This window comes from Yersinia massiliensis, assembly GCF_003048255.1.
Classification (GTDB): domain Bacteria; phylum Pseudomonadota; class Gammaproteobacteria; order Enterobacterales; family Enterobacteriaceae; genus Yersinia; species Yersinia massiliensis_A.
Window position 1 is genome coordinate 2534838 of the sequence record NZ_CP028487.1, and the last position, 20546, is coordinate 2555383.

Consider the following 20546-nt stretch of genomic DNA (forward strand, 5'->3'; position numbering starts at 1 on the left):
TTTTAACTTTTAATCTACTGATTATAAAGAGGTATTATGAAGCGCTTACTCCATACCATGATCCGTGTCGGTGACCTGCAACGTTCCATCGACTTCTACACCAAGGTATTAGGGATGCGTTTACTGCGTACCAGCGAAAATACCGAGTATAAATATTCGCTGGCTTTCGTCGGTTACAGCGATGAAAGCGAAGGCTCGGTGATTGAGTTGACTTATAACTGGGGCGTAGACAGCTACGAAATGGGAACGGCATTCGGCCATTTGGCACTGGGTGTAGACGATGTCGCGGTAACCTGTGACCAAATTCGTCTGGCAGGCGGAAAAGTGACCCGTGAAGCAGGCCCAGTCAAAGGCGGTAATACCATCATTGCCTTTGTTGAAGATCCTGATGGCTACAAAATTGAGTTAATCGAGAATAAAAGCGCCGGACACGGCCTTGGAAACTGATTAACTGAAAGGCACCGATAAGGTGCCTTTTTCTTATCGTGATACCCTCCTGCATCCTGCGCCAAAATTTGGCATAATGCGTGCTGAATTCGATGAAGATAAGAAACTGATGGCAGATAAAAGTGATCTTAACGCCCTGAGTGGCCGTTTTCGGGGGTATTACCCCGTCGTAATTGATGTTGAAACCGCCGGTTTTAATGCTCAGACTGATGCATTATTAGAAATTGCCGCCGTGACCTTGCAGATGAATAAAGACGGATGGCTGCTGCCGGATGAAACGCTACATTTTCATGTTGAGCCATTCGAAGGTGCCAACCTACAGCCCGAAGCTTTGGCATTTAATGGGATTGACCCGACTAACCCATTACGAGGCGCAGTAAGTGAATACGACGCTTTGCACGCCATTTTTAAAGCGGTACGTAAGGGGTTGAAAGAGCAAGGTTGTAACCGAGCGATTATTGTGGCGCACAACGCTAACTTTGATCACAGTTTCGTGATGGCTGCTGCCGAGCGTGCCAGCTTGAAGCGTAACCCATTCCACCCATTTGCGACCTTTGACACTGCCGCTTTGAGCGGTCTGGTGCTCGGTCAAACCGTGTTGGCAAAAGCCTGTTTAACTGCAGGGATTCCGTTTGACAGTAGTCAAGCCCACTCTGCGTTGTACGATACGATGCAAACGGCAAAGCTATTCTGCGAGTTAGTGAATCGTTGGAAAAAACTGGGGGGTTGGCCAGTCCCGGCAGGTGAATCCGAATAGCTTTACCCTCATGAATAAACTCACGCGCTCAATATAAAAAGAGGTGGCTAATAAGCCACCTCTCCAACTGCTGGCACTTTGTGGTGCCATTGAGCGCTCAAGGGCATTATTCTGCCGCAGGTTTATCTTCTTGTGAGCGGTATTTATCTGCCGTCTCTTTGAGTAACTGTTGCAGTTCGCCACGCTGATACATTTCCATCAGAATGTCACAACCGCCAACCAATTCACCATCTACCCAAAGTTGTGGGAATGTCGGCCAATTAGCATATTTCGGCAACTCTGCACGGATATCAGGATTTTGCAGAATATCAACGTAAGCAAAACGTTCGCCACAAGCGGACAGTGCCTGCACAGCCTGAGCAGAAAAACCACAGTTTGGCAGCTTCGGTGAGCCCTTCATGTACAGCAGAATTGGGTTCTCTGCTATCTGGCGCTGAATTTTATCAATCGTCGTCATTTTTTTGCTTCCTCAAGCCATATTGTGGCTACAAACTTTTACTCAATATTATTATTGCGTCCGGTCTATTGTAGCGACTGTCACTGCTGGAATAAAACGCCATTTTTTGCAGGGATTTTACTGCACTAAGCATGACGGTAGATCGGCTACAAATATGTATCTTTAGAATAACATTTTTGACTCTATATCTTCACTATTATCTTTGTGACCAAATAATGGCTACTTATCGTCGACCGCCTCTTGTGACTTCAAGAACAGAGGGGGTAACCCGTTGACGAATGATTGATTTAAGTCCATTGCCTGCATAAAAGATCAACAATTGTGAAGCCATTAACGTTTTCTCACAATATCGACTAAAATCCTGTCTGTCTTCGCTTTTTTATATTCTGAGTTTCGGCAATACTGTGACTCTTCTTATTCATATCAGGGCTAAGGTTGGTAGCGATATTATGCGTTTAATATTTACGCTGTTTGTGCTGCTGTTTACCCAACTATTTTTAAATTTGGCGCATGCGTCACCGCAGGCACACGTGTCGGCTGAGCAAAAGAAAGGTCAAGTCAGCCAAGCCAGCCCTGATGATCGTAAGAAACGCAAAACTGATAAAAGTACCAAAAAAGCGAAAATAACCAGCGATAAAACGAGCCCAACTAAAGTGACCGCCCGTAAAACCGCGGCCAACGCTCATAAAAAGAAGATTACCACCAGTACGGGCAAGAACATCAAAAAGAAAGCACAAGAAGTCAGTAAAAAGACGGCGACAAATACCCGTACGACTAAAAAGATAAATACTAATACAGCAACCGACAAAAATAGAGCTGGCGCTAAAAAAACAGAAAAAATCGCTTATGGTCGGCAGCGAATTAAAACTCAAGGTAAAGCCAGCACAGAATTAATCGCGAATAATAAAATTAAACTCAGCCCCGCCCATAAAAAGCGCTATCAACACGCAAAACAAACTGCAATGAGTAAGCTGATGAAACAAGTCGGTAAACCTTATCGTTGGGGGGGCACCTCTCCGAATACAGGTTTCGATTGTAGTGGGCTTATTTATTACGCGTACAAAGATGTCATCAGAATAAAAATGCCACGCACTGCTAACGAAATGTTTCATTTACGTGATGCCGCACCAGTGAAACGTGCAGAATTAGAGAGCGGTGACCTGGTGTTCTTTAATATCGCCAATCGCGGTGTTGCCGACCATGTCGGTGTTTATTTAGGTAACGGCAAGTTTATTCAGTCACCTCGTACTGGTGAAGAAATTCGTATTAGCATGATGGATAACGACTACTGGCAAGATCATTATGTGGGCGCGCGTCGCGTGGTCACACCTAAAACGATTCGCTAAATCTTCAATCTCCCGATACCCAGCAGATTATTTGCTGGGTGAGTGACCATCAATCGCTTTCTCAATAATGATAACCATTGTGACTCTCCCCCACTCAATAACCACTATTATATTATGGTTATAACTGTCATTCCCGTTGAAAGTTGCTAAAATTAATACCCACAACAAAAATACAACAATTTTGGTTTATCCGCTCTTCGCCACATCATAACCGATGGTTTTTGATGAGATTTGAGGAGCAAACACCCTGAGCAACCCCGAAAGGAGCAAGCAATGTCATTTGAATTACCGGCATTACCTTATGCGCAAAATGCGCTGGAACCACACATTTCAGCTGAAACACTGGAATACCATTATGGCAAGCACCACAACACTTATGTGGTCAACCTTAATAATCTAATTAAAGATACAGAGTTTGCTGGCAAAACGCTGGAAGAGATCGTGAAAACATCTAGTGGCGGTATTTTTAACAATGCTGCTCAGGTTTGGAACCATACCTTCTATTGGCATTGTCTGTCGCCGAATGGTGGTGGTGAACCTCAGGGTAAAGTAGCTGACGCCATAAATCAGTCATTTGGGTCTTTTGCTGATTTTAAAACGCAATTTACCGATGCTGCGGTTAAAAATTTTGGTGCTGGTTGGACTTGGTTGGTCAAAAAAGCAGACGGTTCACTGGCCATTGTCAGTACATCGAATGCGGCTACCCCGCTGACCACCAACGATAAACCGTTACTGACTGTAGATGTATGGGAACACGCTTATTATATCGACTACCGCAATGCGCGGCCTAAATACCTGGAAAACTTCTGGGCGCTGGTGAATTGGTCTTTCGTTGAGACGAATTTAGCCTGATAAGGCGAATAAACGCGAGAGGATGTGTTGATACATCAGTATCACTAAAATCGATAACCATAATAAGGGCGGGTAAACCGCCCTACTTGTCACGCTATACCGGCAAGCGGTTGACTTAATTCATTACCGCCACGAAGCTAAAGGCAATAATCATTGCCAATGCACCAACAGTCGTAATCAGCGACATTTTCAGATTGGTATCCATAAAAACTCCTCAGCCGGTCAATTTGTAGTAGGGAAAAGGCACATAGTTAGTGTGTTAAATTATCTTCCCACAATTCAGAAAAAAAATCTTCTGCTCATTACTCACTTTATAACTTTGATTACCCCTTTCACTTTTCCTCCAGATCAGCCAAAATTCGCAGTTCATAACTGCATACTGGCCAATAACGTCCAACAAATACTCTCAGACAGCCCGCTGATTCCATTTTCCAGCCTAATAATATGCTTCTGTCTGAATGGTTTCGAGTATGTAGGCAAACGATTAACAAAATACTGACCTGCTGTAACAGGTGAGCTTAGGAGTTATTTTTTATATGGCAACGATTAAAGATGTGGCCAAACACGCGGGTGTGTCCACCACCACCGTTTCGCACGTGATTAACAAAACTCGTTTCGTCGCCGAAAATACTAAGGCTGCCGTGTGGGCGGCCATTAAAGAACTGCATTATTCGCCCAGTGCTGTGGCCCGCAGTTTGAAAGTTAATCACACAAAATCCATCGGCTTGTTAGCAACCTCCAGCGAAGCCCCCTATTTTGCCGAAGTAATAGAAGCGGTTGAAAACAGTTGTTATAGCAAAGGCTACACGCTGATTCTATGTAACTCTCATAATAATCTGGATAAGCAAAAAGCGTATCTGGCGATGTTGGCGCAAAAGCGTGTCGATGGGTTATTAGTGATGTGTTCAGAATATCCAGAGCAACTTCTTGGGATGCTGGAAGACTATCGCAATATCCCGATGGTGGTGATGGATTGGGGTACAGCGCGGGGTGATTTTACTGACTCTATTATTGATAATGCTTTTGAAGGCGGTTATTTGGCCGGTCGCTATCTTATTGAACGCGGCCATCGCGATATTGGTGCCATTCCGGGGCAGTTATCTCGTAACACCGGCGGAGGTCGCCATCAAGGCTTCCTTAAGGCATTGGAAGAAGCGAATATTGAGCTGCGTGATGAGTGGGTAGTTCAAGGCGATTTCGAGCCAGAATCAGGCTATAAGGCCATGCATCAAATTCTGACACAAAAACATCGTCCAACGGCCGTATTTTGTGGCGGAGATATTATGGCGATGGGCGCGATTTGTGCAGCCGATGAATTGGGCCTGCGAGTGCCACAAGATATTTCGGTGATAGGGTATGACAACGTGCGTAATGCGCGCTATTTCTCACCAGCACTGACCACCATTCATCAACCCAAAGAACGATTAGGTGAAACGGCATTTGCCATGTTGCTCGATCGTATCGTCAGCAAGCGCGAAGACCCACAGACCATTGAAGTTCACCCGAAACTGGTTGAGCGACGTTCTGTTGCTGATGGTCCGTTCCGCGACTACCGCCGTTAATCAAACTCTGCCGGTAATGACTCATCTTCCGGCGCAAAAAACATCTATTTGGTAACGCCCTGCTGCCAGTAGCAAACTTCGCTACCGGCGGCACTATCGTGCGGTCAATCACAGCGCAATCACTCATTTTCGTCTTTCAGCCACTCATCATTCAATGTGACACTGTCACCCAAATATTCAAGTAACCAAGCCAACGCGGGTGAATGGTTATTTTGCTCCCAAGTCATGCAGCAAGGGCTATCTGGTAAGGGTTCTGTCAACGTCAAAGCAGCTAACTTCCCTTGTGCAATCAGTGGTGAAACCATATGAGTCGGTACCATGCCTACGCATAAGCCTGCACACAGGCAATCAATCCCTGTCACCCAGTCCGGTACCACCAGCCGCTGCTGATTATCAAGTGTCCAAGTGTCTCGCTTGGGTAGATTCTGCGCGGTATCCTCCAAACATAATGAGGGAAATGGCCGTAACTGGTCATCGGTCAAAGGCCCTGTTAACTGGGCCAACGGATGTTCAACACTCACAACACACTGCCAGCTCAAAAATCCCATATCGCGAAATACAAACCGCCCGCCAACAGGCACAGCGCGAGTCGCGCCAATGGCCATTTCTGCTTGCCCGTCGACTAACACATCCCATACGCCATTGAACACTTCATAGCGTACCCGCAATTCAATATCGGGAAAATGCCGATAGAAATCTAAGATTAAGCGGCGGCTGCGAGCTGGCTTAACGATTTTATCTATCACGATGGTCAATTCCCCCCGCCAACCATTCGCGACTTGCTGGCACTGTCGACGTGTGCCATTCATTTTTTTGATAACATCACGCGCTTCCTTGATAAAAATTGCGCCTGCAGCCGTTAATTCGACGTCACGATGCCGCCGTTCAAACAGTGGCACCGCGAGCCACTCTTCAAGTTGACGCACGGTATAACTTATCGCCGACGGTACACGGTGCAATTCTTGTGCAGCGGCACTGAAACTTCCAGTACGCGCGACAGCATCCACTACATCCAGTGAGTATTCAGACCACATTAACTCCACCTCTGCTGCTCAACCATTTAGATATCAAATATATTGATAGCATGGTGCAAATATTACCGTTTCACAACAGATTATCTTGCCGGATAGAATGCCCTCCGCAATAAATTGCCTATAACAATGCATTTACAACAATCGTCATAACAGCCATTTTCTGTCGCACCTGCAAAAAAATGTCCCCATCGAGATATCAAGAATGAAAACAACGTCTAGCTTCATGTTCTATCTGGCCGGTTTAAGCATGCTAGGTTATCTGGCCACCGATATGTATTTGCCAGCCTTCGGCGCAATGCAACAAGAACTGCAAACTTCAGCAGGGGCCATTAGTGCCAGTTTGAGTATTTTCTTGGCGGGTTTCGCAATAGCTCAGCTTATTTGGGGACCGGTCTCGGATAAATTAGGCCGTAAGCCGGTGCTGTTAGCGGGTTTAGGGCTATTTGCCATCGGGTGCTTAGGGATTTTATGGGTTGAAACCGCCTCACAATTATTGATCCTACGTTTCATTCAGGCAGTGGGCGTCTGTTCTGCGGCCGTAAGTTGGCAGGCTTTAGTGGTAGATCGCTATCGCGATGGCAAAGCCAACCGTGTGTTCGCGACCATTATGCCTTTGGTGGCGTTATCTCCGGCACTGGCCCCTCTCCTCGGTGCATGGTTGTTAAATCACTTCAGTTGGCGCTCTATTTTTGTGGTACTGCTGGTCGTCACATTGCTGCTCTTGATCCCAACCGTACGCCTTAAAGAACGCAATAAATCCGTCAACGAAAAGAATCAACAATCTATCACGACGATCAGTTTCTGGCAGTTGCTGAAATCACCGGTATTTAGCGGCAACGTCATGATGTTCGCCGCCTGTAGTGCCGGTTTTTTTGCTTGGTTAACCGGTTCACCTTTTATTCTGGGTGACATGGGTTACGGCCCGAATACCATTGGTTTGAGCTATGTACCGCAAACTTTAGCCTTCCTCTTGGGAGGATTCAGTTGTCGTAGCGCACTCACCCGTATTAAAGGAAATACGTTATTACCTTGGCTATTGGCGGGATATAGTGCCAGCATGATCGCGCTTTATTTCATCGCCACTTTAACCACACCCTCACTGGTTAGTTTACTTATTCCCTTCTGCATAATGGCGCTTGTCAATGGTGCCTGCTACCCTATTATCGTAGCAAATGCGTTAATGCCTTTTCCTGCGAATACGGGGAAAGCAGCCGCACTGCAAAACACGCTTCAGCTAGGTTTATGCTTTATTGCCAGCATGCTAGTTTCAGCGTTTGTCAGTCGCGCGTTGTTAGCCACTGTCACTGTCATGCTGTCGACGGTGGTATTAGCACTATTGGGATATAGCATTCATTGCTATGCATTACGAAAAGATAAAAAGGTATTAATTACCAATAAAAATAGTCACTAAGCGGCATAAATGCCGAGCGAGATTTAGTATTGAGAAAGCGACTCGGCAAGCCTATACACGATTAAACCGATTACAATATCATTAAAAAATAGCATTACCTGAAGTTCTTTCTGTGCGCGTGGATTGCGTCACATTTAACCTTAAGGATGAGTCACCCTAAAACAAAACATAATTAGGGTTTCTTCGTAATCTTCCTCTTTGCCCAATGTATTGGCGTTGCAGTGATTTTAGTCCGTACCACGACACCGCTGCGGCATCAAGTACAAGGGTATATCCGTAACGGATATCAGACACCAAGGTTCATCAGCCGAATTGGTATGTCCTCGCGCATATAGACCATTATCGCGGGCCATAAGTCAGAAGAAAGTGATGGAGAAGCTATGAGTTCATCCTGTTTAGAAGACCAGAGCATTCAAGAAAATCCGTGGTTTCGCATTGTGCAAGAGATGTTGAGCCAGGCTGATATTGAAATCAATGGCTCACGCCCTTTCGACATTAGAGTCAATAACCCAGATTTTTTTAAGCGGGTATTACAAGAAGGATCTTTGGCATTAGGTGAGAGTTATATGGATGGCTGGTGGGAATGTGATCGCTTGGATATTTTTTTCCAACGTGTACTCCGTGCTGGCCTAGAACATCAACTCCCACACCATCTCAAAGATACTTTACGTGTTGCTGCCGCTCGCGTGATCAATCTGCAATCCAAGAGACGTGCATGGATAGTGGGCAAAGAGCATTATGACTTAGGTAATGACCTCTTTAGCCTTATGCTTGATCCCAATATGCAATATTCCTGTGGCTATTGGAAAGACGCCACGACCCTTGAACAGGCACAAGAAAACAAGTTGCGGATGATCTGCGAGAAGCTGCAATTAGCGCCGGGTATGAAGTTGCTCGATATTGGTTGTGGTTGGGGTGGGCTCGCCGCTTATGCTGCCCGTCACTACGGCGTGTCCGTCTCAGGCGTCACTATTTCAGCCGAACAACAAAAGCTGGCGCAAAAACGGTGCGAAGGGTTGGATGTCACCATTTTGCTGCAAGACTATCGTGACTTGAATCAGCAGTTTGATCGTATTGTGTCCGTTGGGATGTTCGAACATGTTGGGCCAAAGAATTATCACACCTACTTTGATGTGGTTAACCGCAACTTGAAACCTGATGGTTTATTTTTACTGCACACCATTGGCGCTAACCGTACTGACCTGAGCATTGACCCTTGGATTAATAAATATATCTTCCCTAATGGTTGCTTACCGTCAGTAAAACATATTGCTCAAGCCAGCGAACCTTATTTCATTATGGAGGATTGGCATAACTTCGGTGCAGATTATGACCGAACCTTAATGGCTTGGTATACGCGTTTTCAAGCGGCGTGGCCAATTTTGGCAGAGAATTACTCAGCTCGATTTGAACGTATGTTTAGCTATTATCTGAATGCTTGTGCGGGGGCATTCCGAGCCAGAGATATTCAATTATGGCAAATCCTGTTTAGCCCCAATGGCGTAGATGGTGGTATCCGAGTTCCCCGCTAAAACGATATTTCAAATGAAACAGGGGGAATCCCCCCTGTTTCAACACTAACTTTTCATGGATGCTGGCTTTATTCTTGGGCTATTCGCGAACTGCTTTTTCTGCCGATTCAGCCGCTCGTGCAATATCACGCTGTGCCAATACCCGTTCAACTGTATCGACCACAGCTTGAGTTTGCGGGTCTATTTCAATATTGACTCGATTCCCTAACCGTTTTTTACCTAAAGTTGTACGCGCCAAGGTTTCCGGTATCAAATGCACACAAAAACGATTATTCACGACTTCACCAATCGTCAGGCTGATGCCATCGATACCGATAAAACCTTTATGCAACACATACTTCATCAAATCATCGCTAGGCATGCGAAACCAGATCTGACGATTATTTTCTGATGTGTAGATTTTGGCAATTTCAGCAGTGCAAATAATATGGCCGGACATAAGATGACCGCCAATTTCATCACTAAATTTAGCGGCCCGCTCCAGATTGACCTGATCACCCACCTTAATATCACCCAGATTGGTGATACGCAGCGTTTCCTTCATTAAATCAAAGCTAACCTGATTCCCCTCTACAGCGGTGACGGTTAAGCAGCAACCATTGTGGGAAACCGAAGCGCCTAAAGCCAAACCAGGCAACATCTCAGTTGGCATTTCTACTACATGTGTGCGGAAATTAGATTTTTCATCGATGGCTACCACTGGCGCGGTGCCTTGAACTATACCGGTAAACATACGCCATGCCTCTTAGTCAGTTTTCGGTAAAAAGAGATGCTCTCTGCGCTGATTTTGCCTCAGAAAATACGGAAAACCAAACCACTTAGTATAAAAAACCACATACAGGGTATTTTGCTGATATTTAATGACAAGGATTGCTTAAGCTCAACGAGAAGGTACAATCTTTTATACCCTTAATTCTTGACGTTGTAGGGTTGCTAGCGACTCTCTCTCACCCGATTTACTGACCAGTGTCAGCCCATCGGGATTTGCCTGCTACCTTCCTACAACCCCAAGCGTGTAAGTTATAACTTGTGAGTAATAACTTGTAAGTCATAAATCATTTCCCGCTATTTTATTTAACGCTTCATTGCGATAAATAGCCTCAATCAATAAAAAGGTGCATACGTGCAGAAGTATATCGTCGAGGCGCGTAGCTTATTGGCTCTCGCTATTCCCGTCGTCATCGCGCAGTTGTCTCAAACCGCAATGGGCGTGGTTGATACCATCATGGCCGGTTCTGTCAGTGCCACAGATATGGCCGCTGTCGCGGTGGGGACGTCTATTTGGCTGCCGGCAATCTTATTTGGCCATGGTTTACTGTTAGCGCTGACCCCGACGGTTGCTCAACTGAACGGTTCTGGGCGTCGAAACCAGATCGCTCATCAAGTGAGACAAGGGTTTTGGCTGGCATTATGTGTTTCATTGCTCATTATGTTGGTTCTCTATAATAGCGACCACGTTATTAAGCAAATGCATAATATTGACCCTGTATTGGCTGATAAAGCCGTGGGTTTCCTGCATGCCATTATGTGGGGCGCGCCGGGTTATCTGTTCTTCCAGGTGCTCCGTAACCAGTGTGAAGGATTATCCAAAACGAAACCGGGGATGGTGATAGGTTTTATCGGTTTGCTCGTTAATATTCCCATTAACTATATCTTTATTTACGGTAAGTTTGGCGCGCCAGCATTAGGTGGCGTCGGTTGTGGGGTCGCGACAGGCACTGTCTACTGGGTCATGTTCTTGATGATGCGTTGGTATGTCTCCCGCACCCGTTCTCAGCAGGATATTAAGCTGGAAAAAGGCTTTGCAGCGCCCGACTGGCAGGTCATGAAGCGCTTGGGAGGGCTTGGGTTGCCTGTTGCTCTGGCACTGTTTTTCGAAGTAACACTCTTTGCTGTGGTGGCATTACTCGTTTCACCACTTGGCATCGTCGCTGTTGCAGGACATCAGATCGCGCTCAACTTCAGCTCATTAATGTTCATGTTACCCATGTCGCTGAGTGTAGCTGCCACGATTCGTGTCGGTTTCCGTCTTGGTCAAGGATCGGTTGAACAGGCAAGAGTCGCGGCTTATACCAGTATTGCAGTCGGTTTGATGCTGGCGTGTGTGACAGCCATCTTTACCGTTATCTTCCGCGAACACATTGCCCTGCTGTATAACAAAAACCCTGAAGTGGTGATGATGGCTTCCCACTTAATGTTGCTGGCCGCGCTTTATCAGCTATCGGATGCCATCCAAGTCATCGGTAGCGGCGTACTACGTGGCTATAAAGATACACGTTCAATCTTCTTTATCACGTTTACCGCCTATTGGTTGCTAGGCCTGCCAAGTGGTTATCTCTTGGGGCTAACTGACTATTTCGGCCCGGCTATGGGGCCAAGTGGTTTCTGGATAGGCTTTGTTATCGGCCTAACCGCAGCGGCGATATTAATGGCAGTACGCATTCGTTGGTTACAAAAGCAGCCACCTGCATTTATTCTACAAAAAGCGGCACACTAATCTTCACAAAATTAGGCGTTAATCGCGGTGAATAACGCTGGCGATTAACGCCGAGATAAAACAATCACGAAAGAAAACAATAAAAGATGGAGAAAAAAACAGCGCAATGGGTAAAAGCGCAGCAATTACGTGAGTTTGCGATAAATATTGTGTTTTTCTCCTTGCCAGCAGACGGGCAGCTCGTTAATATTCGTCCCCGCTGTCAGCGATGATTTCGGTAATAAGATTGTTGTTGGTAATAAGATTAAGGTATTGCGTCCGTAGCTCAGTTGGTTAGAGCACCACCTTGACATGGTGGGGGTCGATGGTTCGAGTCCATTCGGACGCACCAATCTTATCACCTGTAGCCTTTGTCTTATCATCGTTTACTGCTTCAAATTAGAGTAATGTGCGTCCGTAGCTCAGTTGGTTAGAGCACCACCTTGACATGGTGGGGGTCGATGGTTCGAGTCCATTCGGACGCACCACTCTCTTCTCATCCCCTTTTGGCTTAATTCATTCTTCTTCGTTTGCAATACTATCCAACGCTAAGGCTGTCCATTTTCAGGACTATTCAGTTTATAGAGCCTATCCATTACAAGATGATTCACCGACGAGTTTATCCACGCTCTGACGATTTGTAGGGTTATCAATGCTAGGTTTATGATCGAATAATTTGTTAGAAAATGTTAAAAGTAAAATTCGTTGCGCAACAAATACCGTTTTATTCTCCTAGTTTGCGCCACAAAACCTCCGTTTTTATAAAAAACGGCAATGAGTTCCTGTTTTCTATTTCATTTCCCGTGACTTACCGCTTATAATACGAACCGTCGTTTCAGTTGAATGGTTTCAGCATCTTGATCTGTGGATACGCTAAAAAAATACAACTCCTCTTTACGCCATCGTCTACCGATCATGCGTTTAGCCTCGTGCTAAAGTTTTCCGCTCAACTTCCACAGCTGTCATCTATTCTTAGTAATGTTTTGCTTCTTAGGCATGTTTCTTTACACCAGACACACATCAGATTCCACTCCGTTGCGATACTTAACGGAACATTCGCTTTTTATCCATCACAACTTGTAGAAAAAATCCGTCATGAAAAAGACTAAAATTGTTTGTACCATCGGTCCAAAAACCGAATCCGAAGAAATGCTGACGAACCTGCTGAATGCAGGCATGAATGTTATGCGTTTAAACTTCTCCCACGGTGACTATGAAGAACATGGTCAACGTATCAAGAATATCCGTGCGGTTATGGCGAAAACGGGTCTGAAAGCAGGCATCCTGCTGGACACCAAAGGTCCTGAAATCCGGACAATGAAACTGGAAGGCGGCAAAGATGCTGCTCTGGTTGCTGGCCAGACTTTCACTTTCACGACTGACCAAAGCGTTATTGGTAACAACAGCATCGTTGCAGTGACCTACCCTGGTTTCGCCGCTGACCTGAAAATCGGCAACACTGTGCTGGTTGATGATGGTTTGATCGGCATGGAAGTGACGGAAGTCACCGAAAACACCGTCGTCTGTAAAGTGCTGAACAACGGTGATTTGGGCGAAAATAAAGGCGTTAACCTGCCAGGCGTATCTATTCAATTGCCAGCATTGGCTGAAAAAGATAAGGCTGACCTGATCTTTGGTTGCGAGCAAGGCGTGGACTTCGTTGCTGCTTCCTTTATCCGTAAGCGCTCAGACGTGCTGGAAATTCGCGAACACCTGAAAGCACATGGTGGCGAGCACATCCAAATCATCTCTAAAATCGAAAATCAGGAAGGTCTGAATAACTTCGACGAAATCCTGGAAGCATCCGACGGTATCATGGTTGCCCGTGGTGACTTGGGTGTTGAGATCCCAGTAGAAGAAGTTATCTTCGCGCAGAAGATGATGATTGAAAAATGTAATCGCGCGCGCAAAGTTGTTATCACTGCAACTCAAATGCTCGATTCCATGATCAAAAACCCACGCCCTACCCGTGCAGAAGCTGGCGACGTTGCTAACGCCATTTTGGACGGTACAGATGCCGTGATGCTGTCTGGTGAAAGTGCTAAGGGTAAATACCCGTTAGAGTCTGTCACCATCATGGCAACCATCTGTGAGCGTACAGACCGTATCATGCCTAGCCGCATTGAATCCCTGAACGACAACCGCAAAATGCGTATCACTGAAGCGGTTTGCCGTGGTGCTGTTGAAACCGCCGAAAAACTAGAAGCTAAAGTGATTGTTGTCGCCACTGGCGGTGGTAAATCTGCAAAATCCGTTCGCAAATACTTCCCAACAGCCACTATTCTGGCGTTGACCACGAATGAGACCACCGCTCGCCAGTTAATTCTGACCAAAGGTGTTATCACTCAATTGGTTAGCGAAATTGCTTCAACGGATGATTTCTATCGTATCGGTAAAGAAGCAGCACTGGCCAGCGGCTTGGCGCAGAAAGGTGATGTTGTGATCATGGTCTCTGGTGCGTTAGTACCAAGCGGCACCACCAATACTTCATCAGTCCACGTGTTATAATCCTGACTGGCGCGATTGAACGTTAATTAAAAAACACCGCTTCCAATAGCGGTGTTTTCTTTTTCTAAGGGTGCCAAATAAGCTTTCGGAAAAATCCAATTTATCCTAACCCCTCCATCGTCATTTTTTCAAATAAGACTTGTCCCATATAATCCGGCTGTTTTGCCTCGTTTTTTTAACTTTTTTTTAAAACAAGATGCTTCTTTGAGCGAACGATCAAAATAAACCCCTCTAATACTAAAAATTTATTCTCTTTCGAAAAAACTTTGTGTAATACTTGTAACGCTACATGGAGATTAACTTAATCTAGAGGGTGTTAATAATGAATCGTACTAAACTTGTACTGGGCGCGGTAATTCTGGCTTCTACTATGCTGGCTGGTTGTTCAAGCAATGCTAAAATCGATCAACTGTCTTCTGACGTTCAAACTCTGAACGCTAAAGTTGACCAACTGAGCAACGACGTGAACGCAATCCGTTCTGACGTTCAAGCAGCTAAAGACGATGCAGCACGTGCTAACCAACGTCTGGACAACCAAGCTCACGCTTACAAGAAGTAATATTACTTCCTGAATGAAAAATGGCGCACTTTGTGCGCCATTTTTTTTGCCCCGTAAAAGCGCCCCTCTCGTCTGTAAGACTCTTATCCGACACAACCCTACATTTAGCGGCTAAACGCCGTAGCAAGGCTGCCATGCGCCATATTGGGCACTCGTCGTGTTTGTCTTACATGATTGATTTGAATAATTCAGGCGGGAACTGAGAAAAAACAGACTTTACCATGACTGGCATGCAGCCATGGTAAAGGTAAGGCTGAAACTTAGTTGGCTGCGGAGTAAACCGGGCCTGGCTGAACCAGCTTAGGAATAGGCTGTTCAGACGGTTGTAGCTCTTCGACCTGCGGTTGACTCTGAGGTGCAACATCTGCTGGTGCTTGCTCTGGGGCTGTTTCGCCAACCGTCACAATCACAGGCATACCAGCACGACGTACCATCGCACTTTGAACGACTTGTGCATCAGTCTGGCTATCATCGATAAACTTCTGCAGGCTGCTGCTGATGGCAATTGGCATTGTTTGCGGGTCATCACTGTCTACGCGAGACAATGGCTGATGAACTTCCACATAACGTTTACCATCTGGCTCAACTGAGTATTTAACTGGTTCATTGATGATCTGTACGCGGGTGCCTTTAGGAACAGACTTGAACAGCGCTTCAATATCATCTGGGCGTAAACGAATACAACCGGAGCTAACACGCATACCAATACCGAAGTTGGCGTTAGTCCCATGAATCAGATACTCACCCGCGCCGGCGGACAGACGCATGGCAAACAGACCCATAGGGTTTTCAGGGCCCGCAGGAACAACACCTGGTAAGGTGACGCCTTGAGCCAAATAATGCTTACGGATGTTCGCTGTTGGCGTCCAAGTTGGATTCGGGATCTTTTGGCTGACAGAAGTTGTCATCGTTGGGGTATTACGCCCTAACTGGCCGATACCTATTGGGTACACGATGACTTTGTTCTGGCCTTTCGGGTAATAATAAAGGCGCAGTTCAGCCAAGTTGATCACGATACCTTCACGTGGGGTATCAGGCAGCAACATCTGAGTTGGAATCGTTAATACTGAACCCGGCATTGGCAGATACGGATCAGCACCTGGGTTAGCTTCCAGCATCCCCAGCAAGCCGATCTTGTAGTCGGCAGCAATAGCCTCAAGCGGGCGGCCATCGTTTGGAACAACATAGGTCGTATTTTCGCCAATCAGACGGCTATTGGCTGGTGGTAGAGGATATTCAGTCGCATTGGCCGCGGTGATACTTCCCGCCAGACAAGTTGCGAATAACATACCAATCAAAGTTAATGCACGTTTCATGCTTAGTTCCTACATCACTTCTTCAAATTCGGTTTACACGGCGATACCCAATTAGCCTCAAGTTGCAGGAAAAGCGGCATTCCGCCTCACTTACGTCTGTAAGTGACTCGGTTACACAGATTCTGCCAACACACCTGCAGTTTGAAAGATGACGGGTATTTCTACGTTAATTTTAGCAGCCAATAATAAGGCCACCATATAGTAACAGTCCTTATTATAAAGGCAATTTATATCTCTACAAATCAAGGTGTTACAATGTAATTTATTGTGCTTTATCTGGTCTCGCTGACGATTTAACCTGCTGAAATATCACCATTTTAAGACTGTGACACATGACACAGAAATGTTCAGCTAACGATGAAAAAAGCACAAAATGTTGACGTAACTCATCGCATTGACAAAGCTTCAGCTTTCGCACGGATAGCACGAATCATGGCTTCCAAACCTTGTGAGCGCGAAGGTGTCAAATGCTGGCTGAGGGCTAAGTCGGCAAAGAAAGGACGGACATCCAAGCTGACTATCTGTTGCGGGGTTAAACCTTGATAGAGGATAAATACAACGGCGACGAGACCTTTAACAATAGCCGCATCACTGTCACCAGCAAAAATCACTTGGCCATCGGCAGTGGTGGTCATCGCTATCCACACTTGGCTTTGGCAGCCTGATATCAGGTTCTCTGGTTGACGCTGTTGCTCAGTTAGCGGGGATAATTGTGCACCGAGCTCAATCACATACAGGTACTTCTCTTCCCAATTCAAACAACGGGAAAAGTTACGAATTAACTTCTCTTTATCGGGTAGACCAGCCATAACATGCTTCCTAAATAGGTAAAAGATACCCTTTTGCATTGACGCGACAAGCTGATTTACAACCGACCTACAACGCCAACGAGATGGGGGTATAACCCGTTAGAGGCGACGCTGCCGCTAACGGTTGAATCTTAGCCCAGCAATTTTTCGATACGCTGTAGCCCTACCACTAACCGGTCAATTTCTGCTTGGGTGTTATACAACGCCAATGATGCACGGCACATACTCGGTACATGATAAAACGCCATTAACGGCATCGCACAATGGTGACCGGTACGAATGGCAATGCCATATTGGTCAAGAAAACTGCCAACATCATAAGCATGGTGCGGCCCCAAATTAAACGCGATCACACCTGCTCGCTCGGTTGGGCCATAGAGTGTCAGGCTCGAAATTTGGCTCAATTGCGCTAATGCGTACTGCATCAGCGAATGTTCATACTGCTGAATGTGCGCCAAACCCAGCTCATTCACATAGTCGATTGCCGCACCAAGCCCCATAATCCCTGCCGTATTAGGGGAACCGGCTTCAAACCGCCAAGGAGCATCAGCAAAGGTAGTGCCTTGCGTTAAGCTCACGGTTTTGATCATCGAACCGCCCCCTTCCCATGGCGGCATCTGCTGGAGCAATTCATGCCTGCCATACAAGACGCCAATGCCGGATGGACCGTACAGTTTATGCCCAGAGAAGGCATAAAAGTCGCACCCCAATGCCTGAACATCGACCCTTTGATGCATGACGGCCTGCGCGCCATCCACCAGCACCACTAATCCAGCGGCCTTGGCTTGAGCGACAATATCTTGGATGGGGTTAACTGTCCCTAGCACATTGGAGACCTGAGTGATCGCCAGCAATCGCGTCGTGTCATCAATCAAATTGTCCAGCGCATCTGGTACCAATTCACCTGTGGCGGTCAAAGGCCAAACACGAATTTCAACACCGAGATCTTGCGCCACCATCTGCCATGGAACGATATTGGCGTGATGCTCCATTTCAGTAATGATAATACTGTCGCCAGCCTTTAAGAAATGGCGGCCATAGCTGTTTGCGACGAGATTGATAGCCTCAGTGGTGCCTTTAACAAAGACAATTTCTTCAACTGATGCCGCATGAATAAAATCAGCCACTTGGCTACGTATCGCTTCCATCTGCTGCGTCGCATCAGCACTCAGCGTATGAATACCACGATGAACAGCCGCATAGCCATCACGGTAGAAGTTAAGTTCCCTATCGATAACCACTTGAGGTTTCTGCGCACTAGCAGCGCTATCCAGATAGGCTAACGGTTGCCCGTTAACCTGGCGGCTGAGTAAGGGGAAGTCCGCTCTAACACGCTCGATAGGGAAACTCATCGCGACTCCCCTGCTAACCGTTCGGCAATACGTGCCAGCACCACTTTACGAATAGTTTCGTTGTGAATGGCTTCTGTTAACTCTGCTGCGAACGCAAAAATAATCATCTGTTGTGCATCGTCTTGATGGATGCCACGCGATTGCAGATAAAACAGTTGCTCGGCATCGATACGCCCGACCGTTGCACCGTGACTGCATTTCACGTCATCGGCATAAATTTCCAACTGGGGCTTGGTATCCACCTCTGCCAACCGACTCAGTAGCAGATTATTGTTGGTCATCTGACCATCTGTTTTCAGCGCATGCTGGGCGACTTTTATCATGCCATTAAAAATAGCTTTGCCCCGTTCGCGTACAATGGTTTTGTGCAATTGGCGACTTTCGCAATACCCTTTGTTGTGCTCTAGATAAGTCCGGGTATCACAGATTTCACGCCCTATCGGCAATAGCAGGCTATTGATAGATAGCGTTGCGCCTTCACCATTCAATTGAGCACTGGTGTTATGGCGCGTCAAACCTGCGCCAAGTAAGAAACTGTCGCTGCGTACTCGCGCGTCACGGCTGAGCACTAAATCATTATGCGCAAAGTGGTAGCTTTGAGGCGTCTCAAACGCCAGTTTGTAATGACTCAACTGCGCATTATCACCCACGCTAATCGTGAGCCGAGCACCGGTAAAATGTGGCTGTTCATTGAGGCTGACAAAATGCTCAATGACATCTGCCTGAGCATTAGTTTCAATGGACAAATGATGGCGATAATGACTGGTATTCACTTCATCGCCATCTTTACCTGAACTGATATGCAGCAGATACAGTGGCTTATCGCTCTGTTTTCCTGCGGGCAAACGAATGTGCAGACTTTCTTGCGCTAGGCTCTCAGTCAGATGCAGAAAGACTTCTGACCTAATAGCGTCAGGGAATTGCGCGTCCTCTGTGACGTGAGTGAGCTGATAAGGGCCACAATCACCATCACTGAGTGCAGGGGTATATCGGCCATCAATGAAAACTAGCCGATGTGCATCTTGCACCAATGACAACGCATCTCGCTGGGCAGCAGTCACGTTTGGCGCATCCGCGAAACTAAAGCGATGAGATAAAAGTGTTGCTAGCGGCGTATATTTCCAATCTTCATGTTTAACGCTCGGAAAGCCTAATGCTAGCACTTGTTGCCAATGTGCCGATGCCTCTGCTCCCTGACCACTTTGGCGCTGCTTAAACAGCACACCAAACTGCTTCAGAGCATCAATACGTTGCTGTTCCAGAATGCGTTGTTGTTCTGGAATAAATGGCTGTTCTGGAATAAATGGTTGCCCAGAACCAGATCGTTGTTTCGGCGAAGATTGCGGGTCTAATGCATTACTGTTGGTCGGTAAGCCAGCCATAGCCTTGCTCCTCCAACTGTTTTACTAGCGTGAAATCACCCGATTTAATGATTCGGCCTTGGTACAACACATGCACGAAATCAGGTTTTACGTAGTCAAGGATGCGCTGATAGTGCGTCACAATAATAAATGCGCGATCTTCATTACGCAGTGAATTCACACCGTTGGCGACAATTTTCAGTGCATCGATATCCAGACCAGAATCTGTTTCATCCAGAATACATAAAGAGGGTTCTAGCGCAGCCATCTGCAAGATATCATTACGTTTTTTCTCACCACCCGAGAAACCCACATTAACCGAACGCGTCAGAAGATCTGCCGGCATTTTGAGTAACTCAATTTTCTCTTCGATAAAGTCAGAGAAATCAAAACGATCTAAAGGCTCCTGTTGGCGATATTTTCGCACTGCATTAACGGCAGTTTGCAGGAAGAAATGATTACTGACCCCAGGAATCTCTACCGGATATTGAAAGGCCAAAAATACGCCTTCGCCCGCACGGTCTTCCGGTGCCAACTCCAACAGATCTTTGCCGTTGAAGGTGACACTCCCTTCGGTAACTTCGTACTCTTCACGCCCAGCCAAAGCTGCCGACAAGGTGCTTTTCCCCGAGCCATTCGGCCCCATAATGGCATGCACCTCACCGGGTTTGATCTCCAGATTCAAACCTTTCAGAATCTCGTTACCTTCAACACTGACTTTCAAATTCTTAATGCTTAACATAGGTTTCCTTGGTGCGCAAAACGCT

At 46.3% G+C, this 20546-nt stretch carries 20 protein-coding genes and 2 tRNA genes; 13 read left to right on the forward strand and 9 right to left on the reverse strand.

From position 1 onward, the window contains the following. Positions 1–36 precede the first annotated feature (36 nt). Both gloA and rnt read left to right on the forward strand, forming a co-directional pair. Positions 37–447 (forward strand): lactoylglutathione lyase, encoded by a 411-nt coding sequence (gloA, locus tag DA391_RS11835; RefSeq protein WP_072096233.1) that lies wholly within the window; start codon positions 37–39, stop codon positions 445–447. 76 nt (positions 448–523) lie between these two features. Further along, positions 524–1204, forward strand: coding sequence for a ribonuclease T (gene rnt / locus DA391_RS11840; RefSeq protein ID WP_050285790.1), 681 nt, complete (start codon positions 524–526; stop codon positions 1202–1204). A 106-nt stretch (positions 1205–1310) separates the two neighbouring features. On the opposite strand, the gene DA391_RS11845 is transcribed toward rnt, so the two are convergent. Continuing rightward, the gene (locus DA391_RS11845; protein WP_050081153.1) at positions 1311–1661 is read right to left on the reverse strand and encodes a Grx4 family monothiol glutaredoxin; all 351 of its coding nucleotides are present in this window, start codon (positions 1659–1661) and stop codon (positions 1311–1313) included. 449 nt (positions 1662–2110) lie between these two features. Here DA391_RS11845 and DA391_RS11850 point away from each other — a divergent pair, with 449 nt between their 5' ends. Then, on the forward strand, positions 2111–3007 hold the full coding sequence (locus tag DA391_RS11850; protein WP_108087732.1) for a C40 family peptidase: 897 nt from the start codon (positions 2111–2113) through the stop codon (positions 3005–3007). A 273-nt stretch (positions 3008–3280) separates the two neighbouring features. After that, positions 3281–3859: a superoxide dismutase [Fe] gene (sodB, locus tag DA391_RS11855; protein WP_050081155.1), complete on the forward strand. Its 579-nt coding sequence runs from the start codon at positions 3281–3283 to the stop codon at positions 3857–3859. Positions 3860–3974: 115 nt separating this feature from the next. Here the strand turns inward: sodB and DA391_RS11860 are convergent, their stop codons facing one another. Continuing rightward, entirely contained in the window at positions 3975–4064 is a 90-nt protein-coding gene (locus DA391_RS11860) for a YnhF family membrane protein (RefSeq protein ID WP_016266160.1), read from the reverse strand. Between the two features lie 331 nt (positions 4065–4395). Here DA391_RS11860 and purR point away from each other — a divergent pair, with 331 nt between their 5' ends. Beyond that, positions 4396–5421, forward strand: a complete 1026-nt coding sequence (gene purR / locus DA391_RS11865; protein WP_019209890.1) for an HTH-type transcriptional repressor PurR — start codon at positions 4396–4398, stop codon at positions 5419–5421. 119 nt (positions 5422–5540) lie between these two features. Here purR and punR read toward each other — a convergent pair whose 3' ends face one another. Next, positions 5541–6455, reverse strand: a complete 915-nt coding sequence (punR, locus tag DA391_RS11870) for a DNA-binding transcriptional activator PunR (protein ID WP_050081156.1) — start codon at positions 6453–6455, stop codon at positions 5541–5543. 202 nt (positions 6456–6657) lie between these two features. Between punR and punC the strand changes: the two genes are divergently transcribed. Next, positions 6658–7866: a purine nucleoside transporter PunC gene (gene punC, locus DA391_RS11875; RefSeq protein ID WP_050285577.1), complete on the forward strand. Its 1209-nt coding sequence runs from the start codon at positions 6658–6660 to the stop codon at positions 7864–7866. A 380-nt stretch (positions 7867–8246) separates the two neighbouring features. Then, positions 8247–9398: a cyclopropane fatty acyl phospholipid synthase gene (gene cfa / locus DA391_RS11880; RefSeq protein WP_050081158.1), complete on the forward strand. Its 1152-nt coding sequence runs from the start codon at positions 8247–8249 to the stop codon at positions 9396–9398. Between the two features lie 79 nt (positions 9399–9477). Here cfa and DA391_RS11885 read toward each other — a convergent pair whose 3' ends face one another. Further along, the gene (locus tag DA391_RS11885) at positions 9478–10131 is read right to left on the reverse strand and encodes a riboflavin synthase (protein ID WP_050081159.1); all 654 of its coding nucleotides are present in this window, start codon (positions 10129–10131) and stop codon (positions 9478–9480) included. A gap of 390 nt (positions 10132–10521) precedes the next feature. Between DA391_RS11885 and DA391_RS11890 the strand changes: the two genes are divergently transcribed. The 6 genes from DA391_RS11890 (at position 10522) to DA391_RS11910 (ending at position 14941) form a co-directional block, all read left to right on the forward strand. Further along, positions 10522–11895, forward strand: a complete 1374-nt coding sequence (locus DA391_RS11890) for an MATE family efflux transporter (protein ID WP_050081160.1) — start codon at positions 10522–10524, stop codon at positions 11893–11895. 86 nt (positions 11896–11981) lie between these two features. Beyond that, entirely contained in the window at positions 11982–12107 is a 126-nt protein-coding gene (locus DA391_RS24595) for a hypothetical protein (RefSeq protein WP_254911740.1), read from the forward strand. A 42-nt stretch (positions 12108–12149) separates the two neighbouring features. Next, positions 12150–12226 (forward strand) — tRNA-Val (locus DA391_RS11895). Positions 12227–12285: 59 nt separating this feature from the next. Further along, a tRNA-Val gene (locus tag DA391_RS11900) sits at positions 12286–12362 on the forward strand. A 607-nt stretch (positions 12363–12969) separates the two neighbouring features. After that, on the forward strand, positions 12970–14382 hold the full coding sequence (pykF, locus tag DA391_RS11905) for a pyruvate kinase PykF (RefSeq protein ID WP_019209883.1): 1413 nt from the start codon (positions 12970–12972) through the stop codon (positions 14380–14382). Positions 14383–14704: 322 nt separating this feature from the next. Then, a complete protein-coding gene (locus DA391_RS11910; protein WP_005165631.1) occupies positions 14705–14941 on the forward strand; it encodes a major outer membrane lipoprotein in 237 nt (78 codons plus the stop codon). A gap of 260 nt (positions 14942–15201) precedes the next feature. Here DA391_RS11910 and DA391_RS11915 read toward each other — a convergent pair whose 3' ends face one another. From DA391_RS11915 to sufC, 5 genes are all read right to left on the reverse strand, one after another. Continuing rightward, a complete protein-coding gene (locus DA391_RS11915; protein WP_019209882.1) occupies positions 15202–16257 on the reverse strand; it encodes a L,D-transpeptidase family protein in 1056 nt (351 codons plus the stop codon). Positions 16258–16643: 386 nt separating this feature from the next. Beyond that, entirely contained in the window at positions 16644–17066 is a 423-nt protein-coding gene (gene sufE, locus DA391_RS11920) for a cysteine desulfuration protein SufE (RefSeq protein WP_019209881.1), read from the reverse strand. Between the two features lie 131 nt (positions 17067–17197). After that, positions 17198–18418: a cysteine desulfurase SufS gene (gene sufS, locus DA391_RS11925; protein WP_108087733.1), complete on the reverse strand. Its 1221-nt coding sequence runs from the start codon at positions 18416–18418 to the stop codon at positions 17198–17200. After that, positions 18415–19800, reverse strand: a complete 1386-nt coding sequence (gene sufD, locus DA391_RS11930) for a Fe-S cluster assembly protein SufD (protein ID WP_108087734.1) — start codon at positions 19798–19800, stop codon at positions 18415–18417. Before sufD ends, sufS begins: the two co-directional genes overlap by 4 nt. Further along, positions 19775–20521 carry a Fe-S cluster assembly ATPase SufC gene (sufC, locus tag DA391_RS11935; protein WP_019209878.1) on the reverse strand — a complete coding sequence of 249 codons (747 nt, stop codon included), beginning with the start codon at positions 20519–20521 and terminating at the stop codon, positions 19775–19777. The genes sufD and sufC overlap by 26 nt, the downstream gene beginning before the upstream one ends. Between the last annotated feature and the right edge of the window lie 25 nt (positions 20522–20546).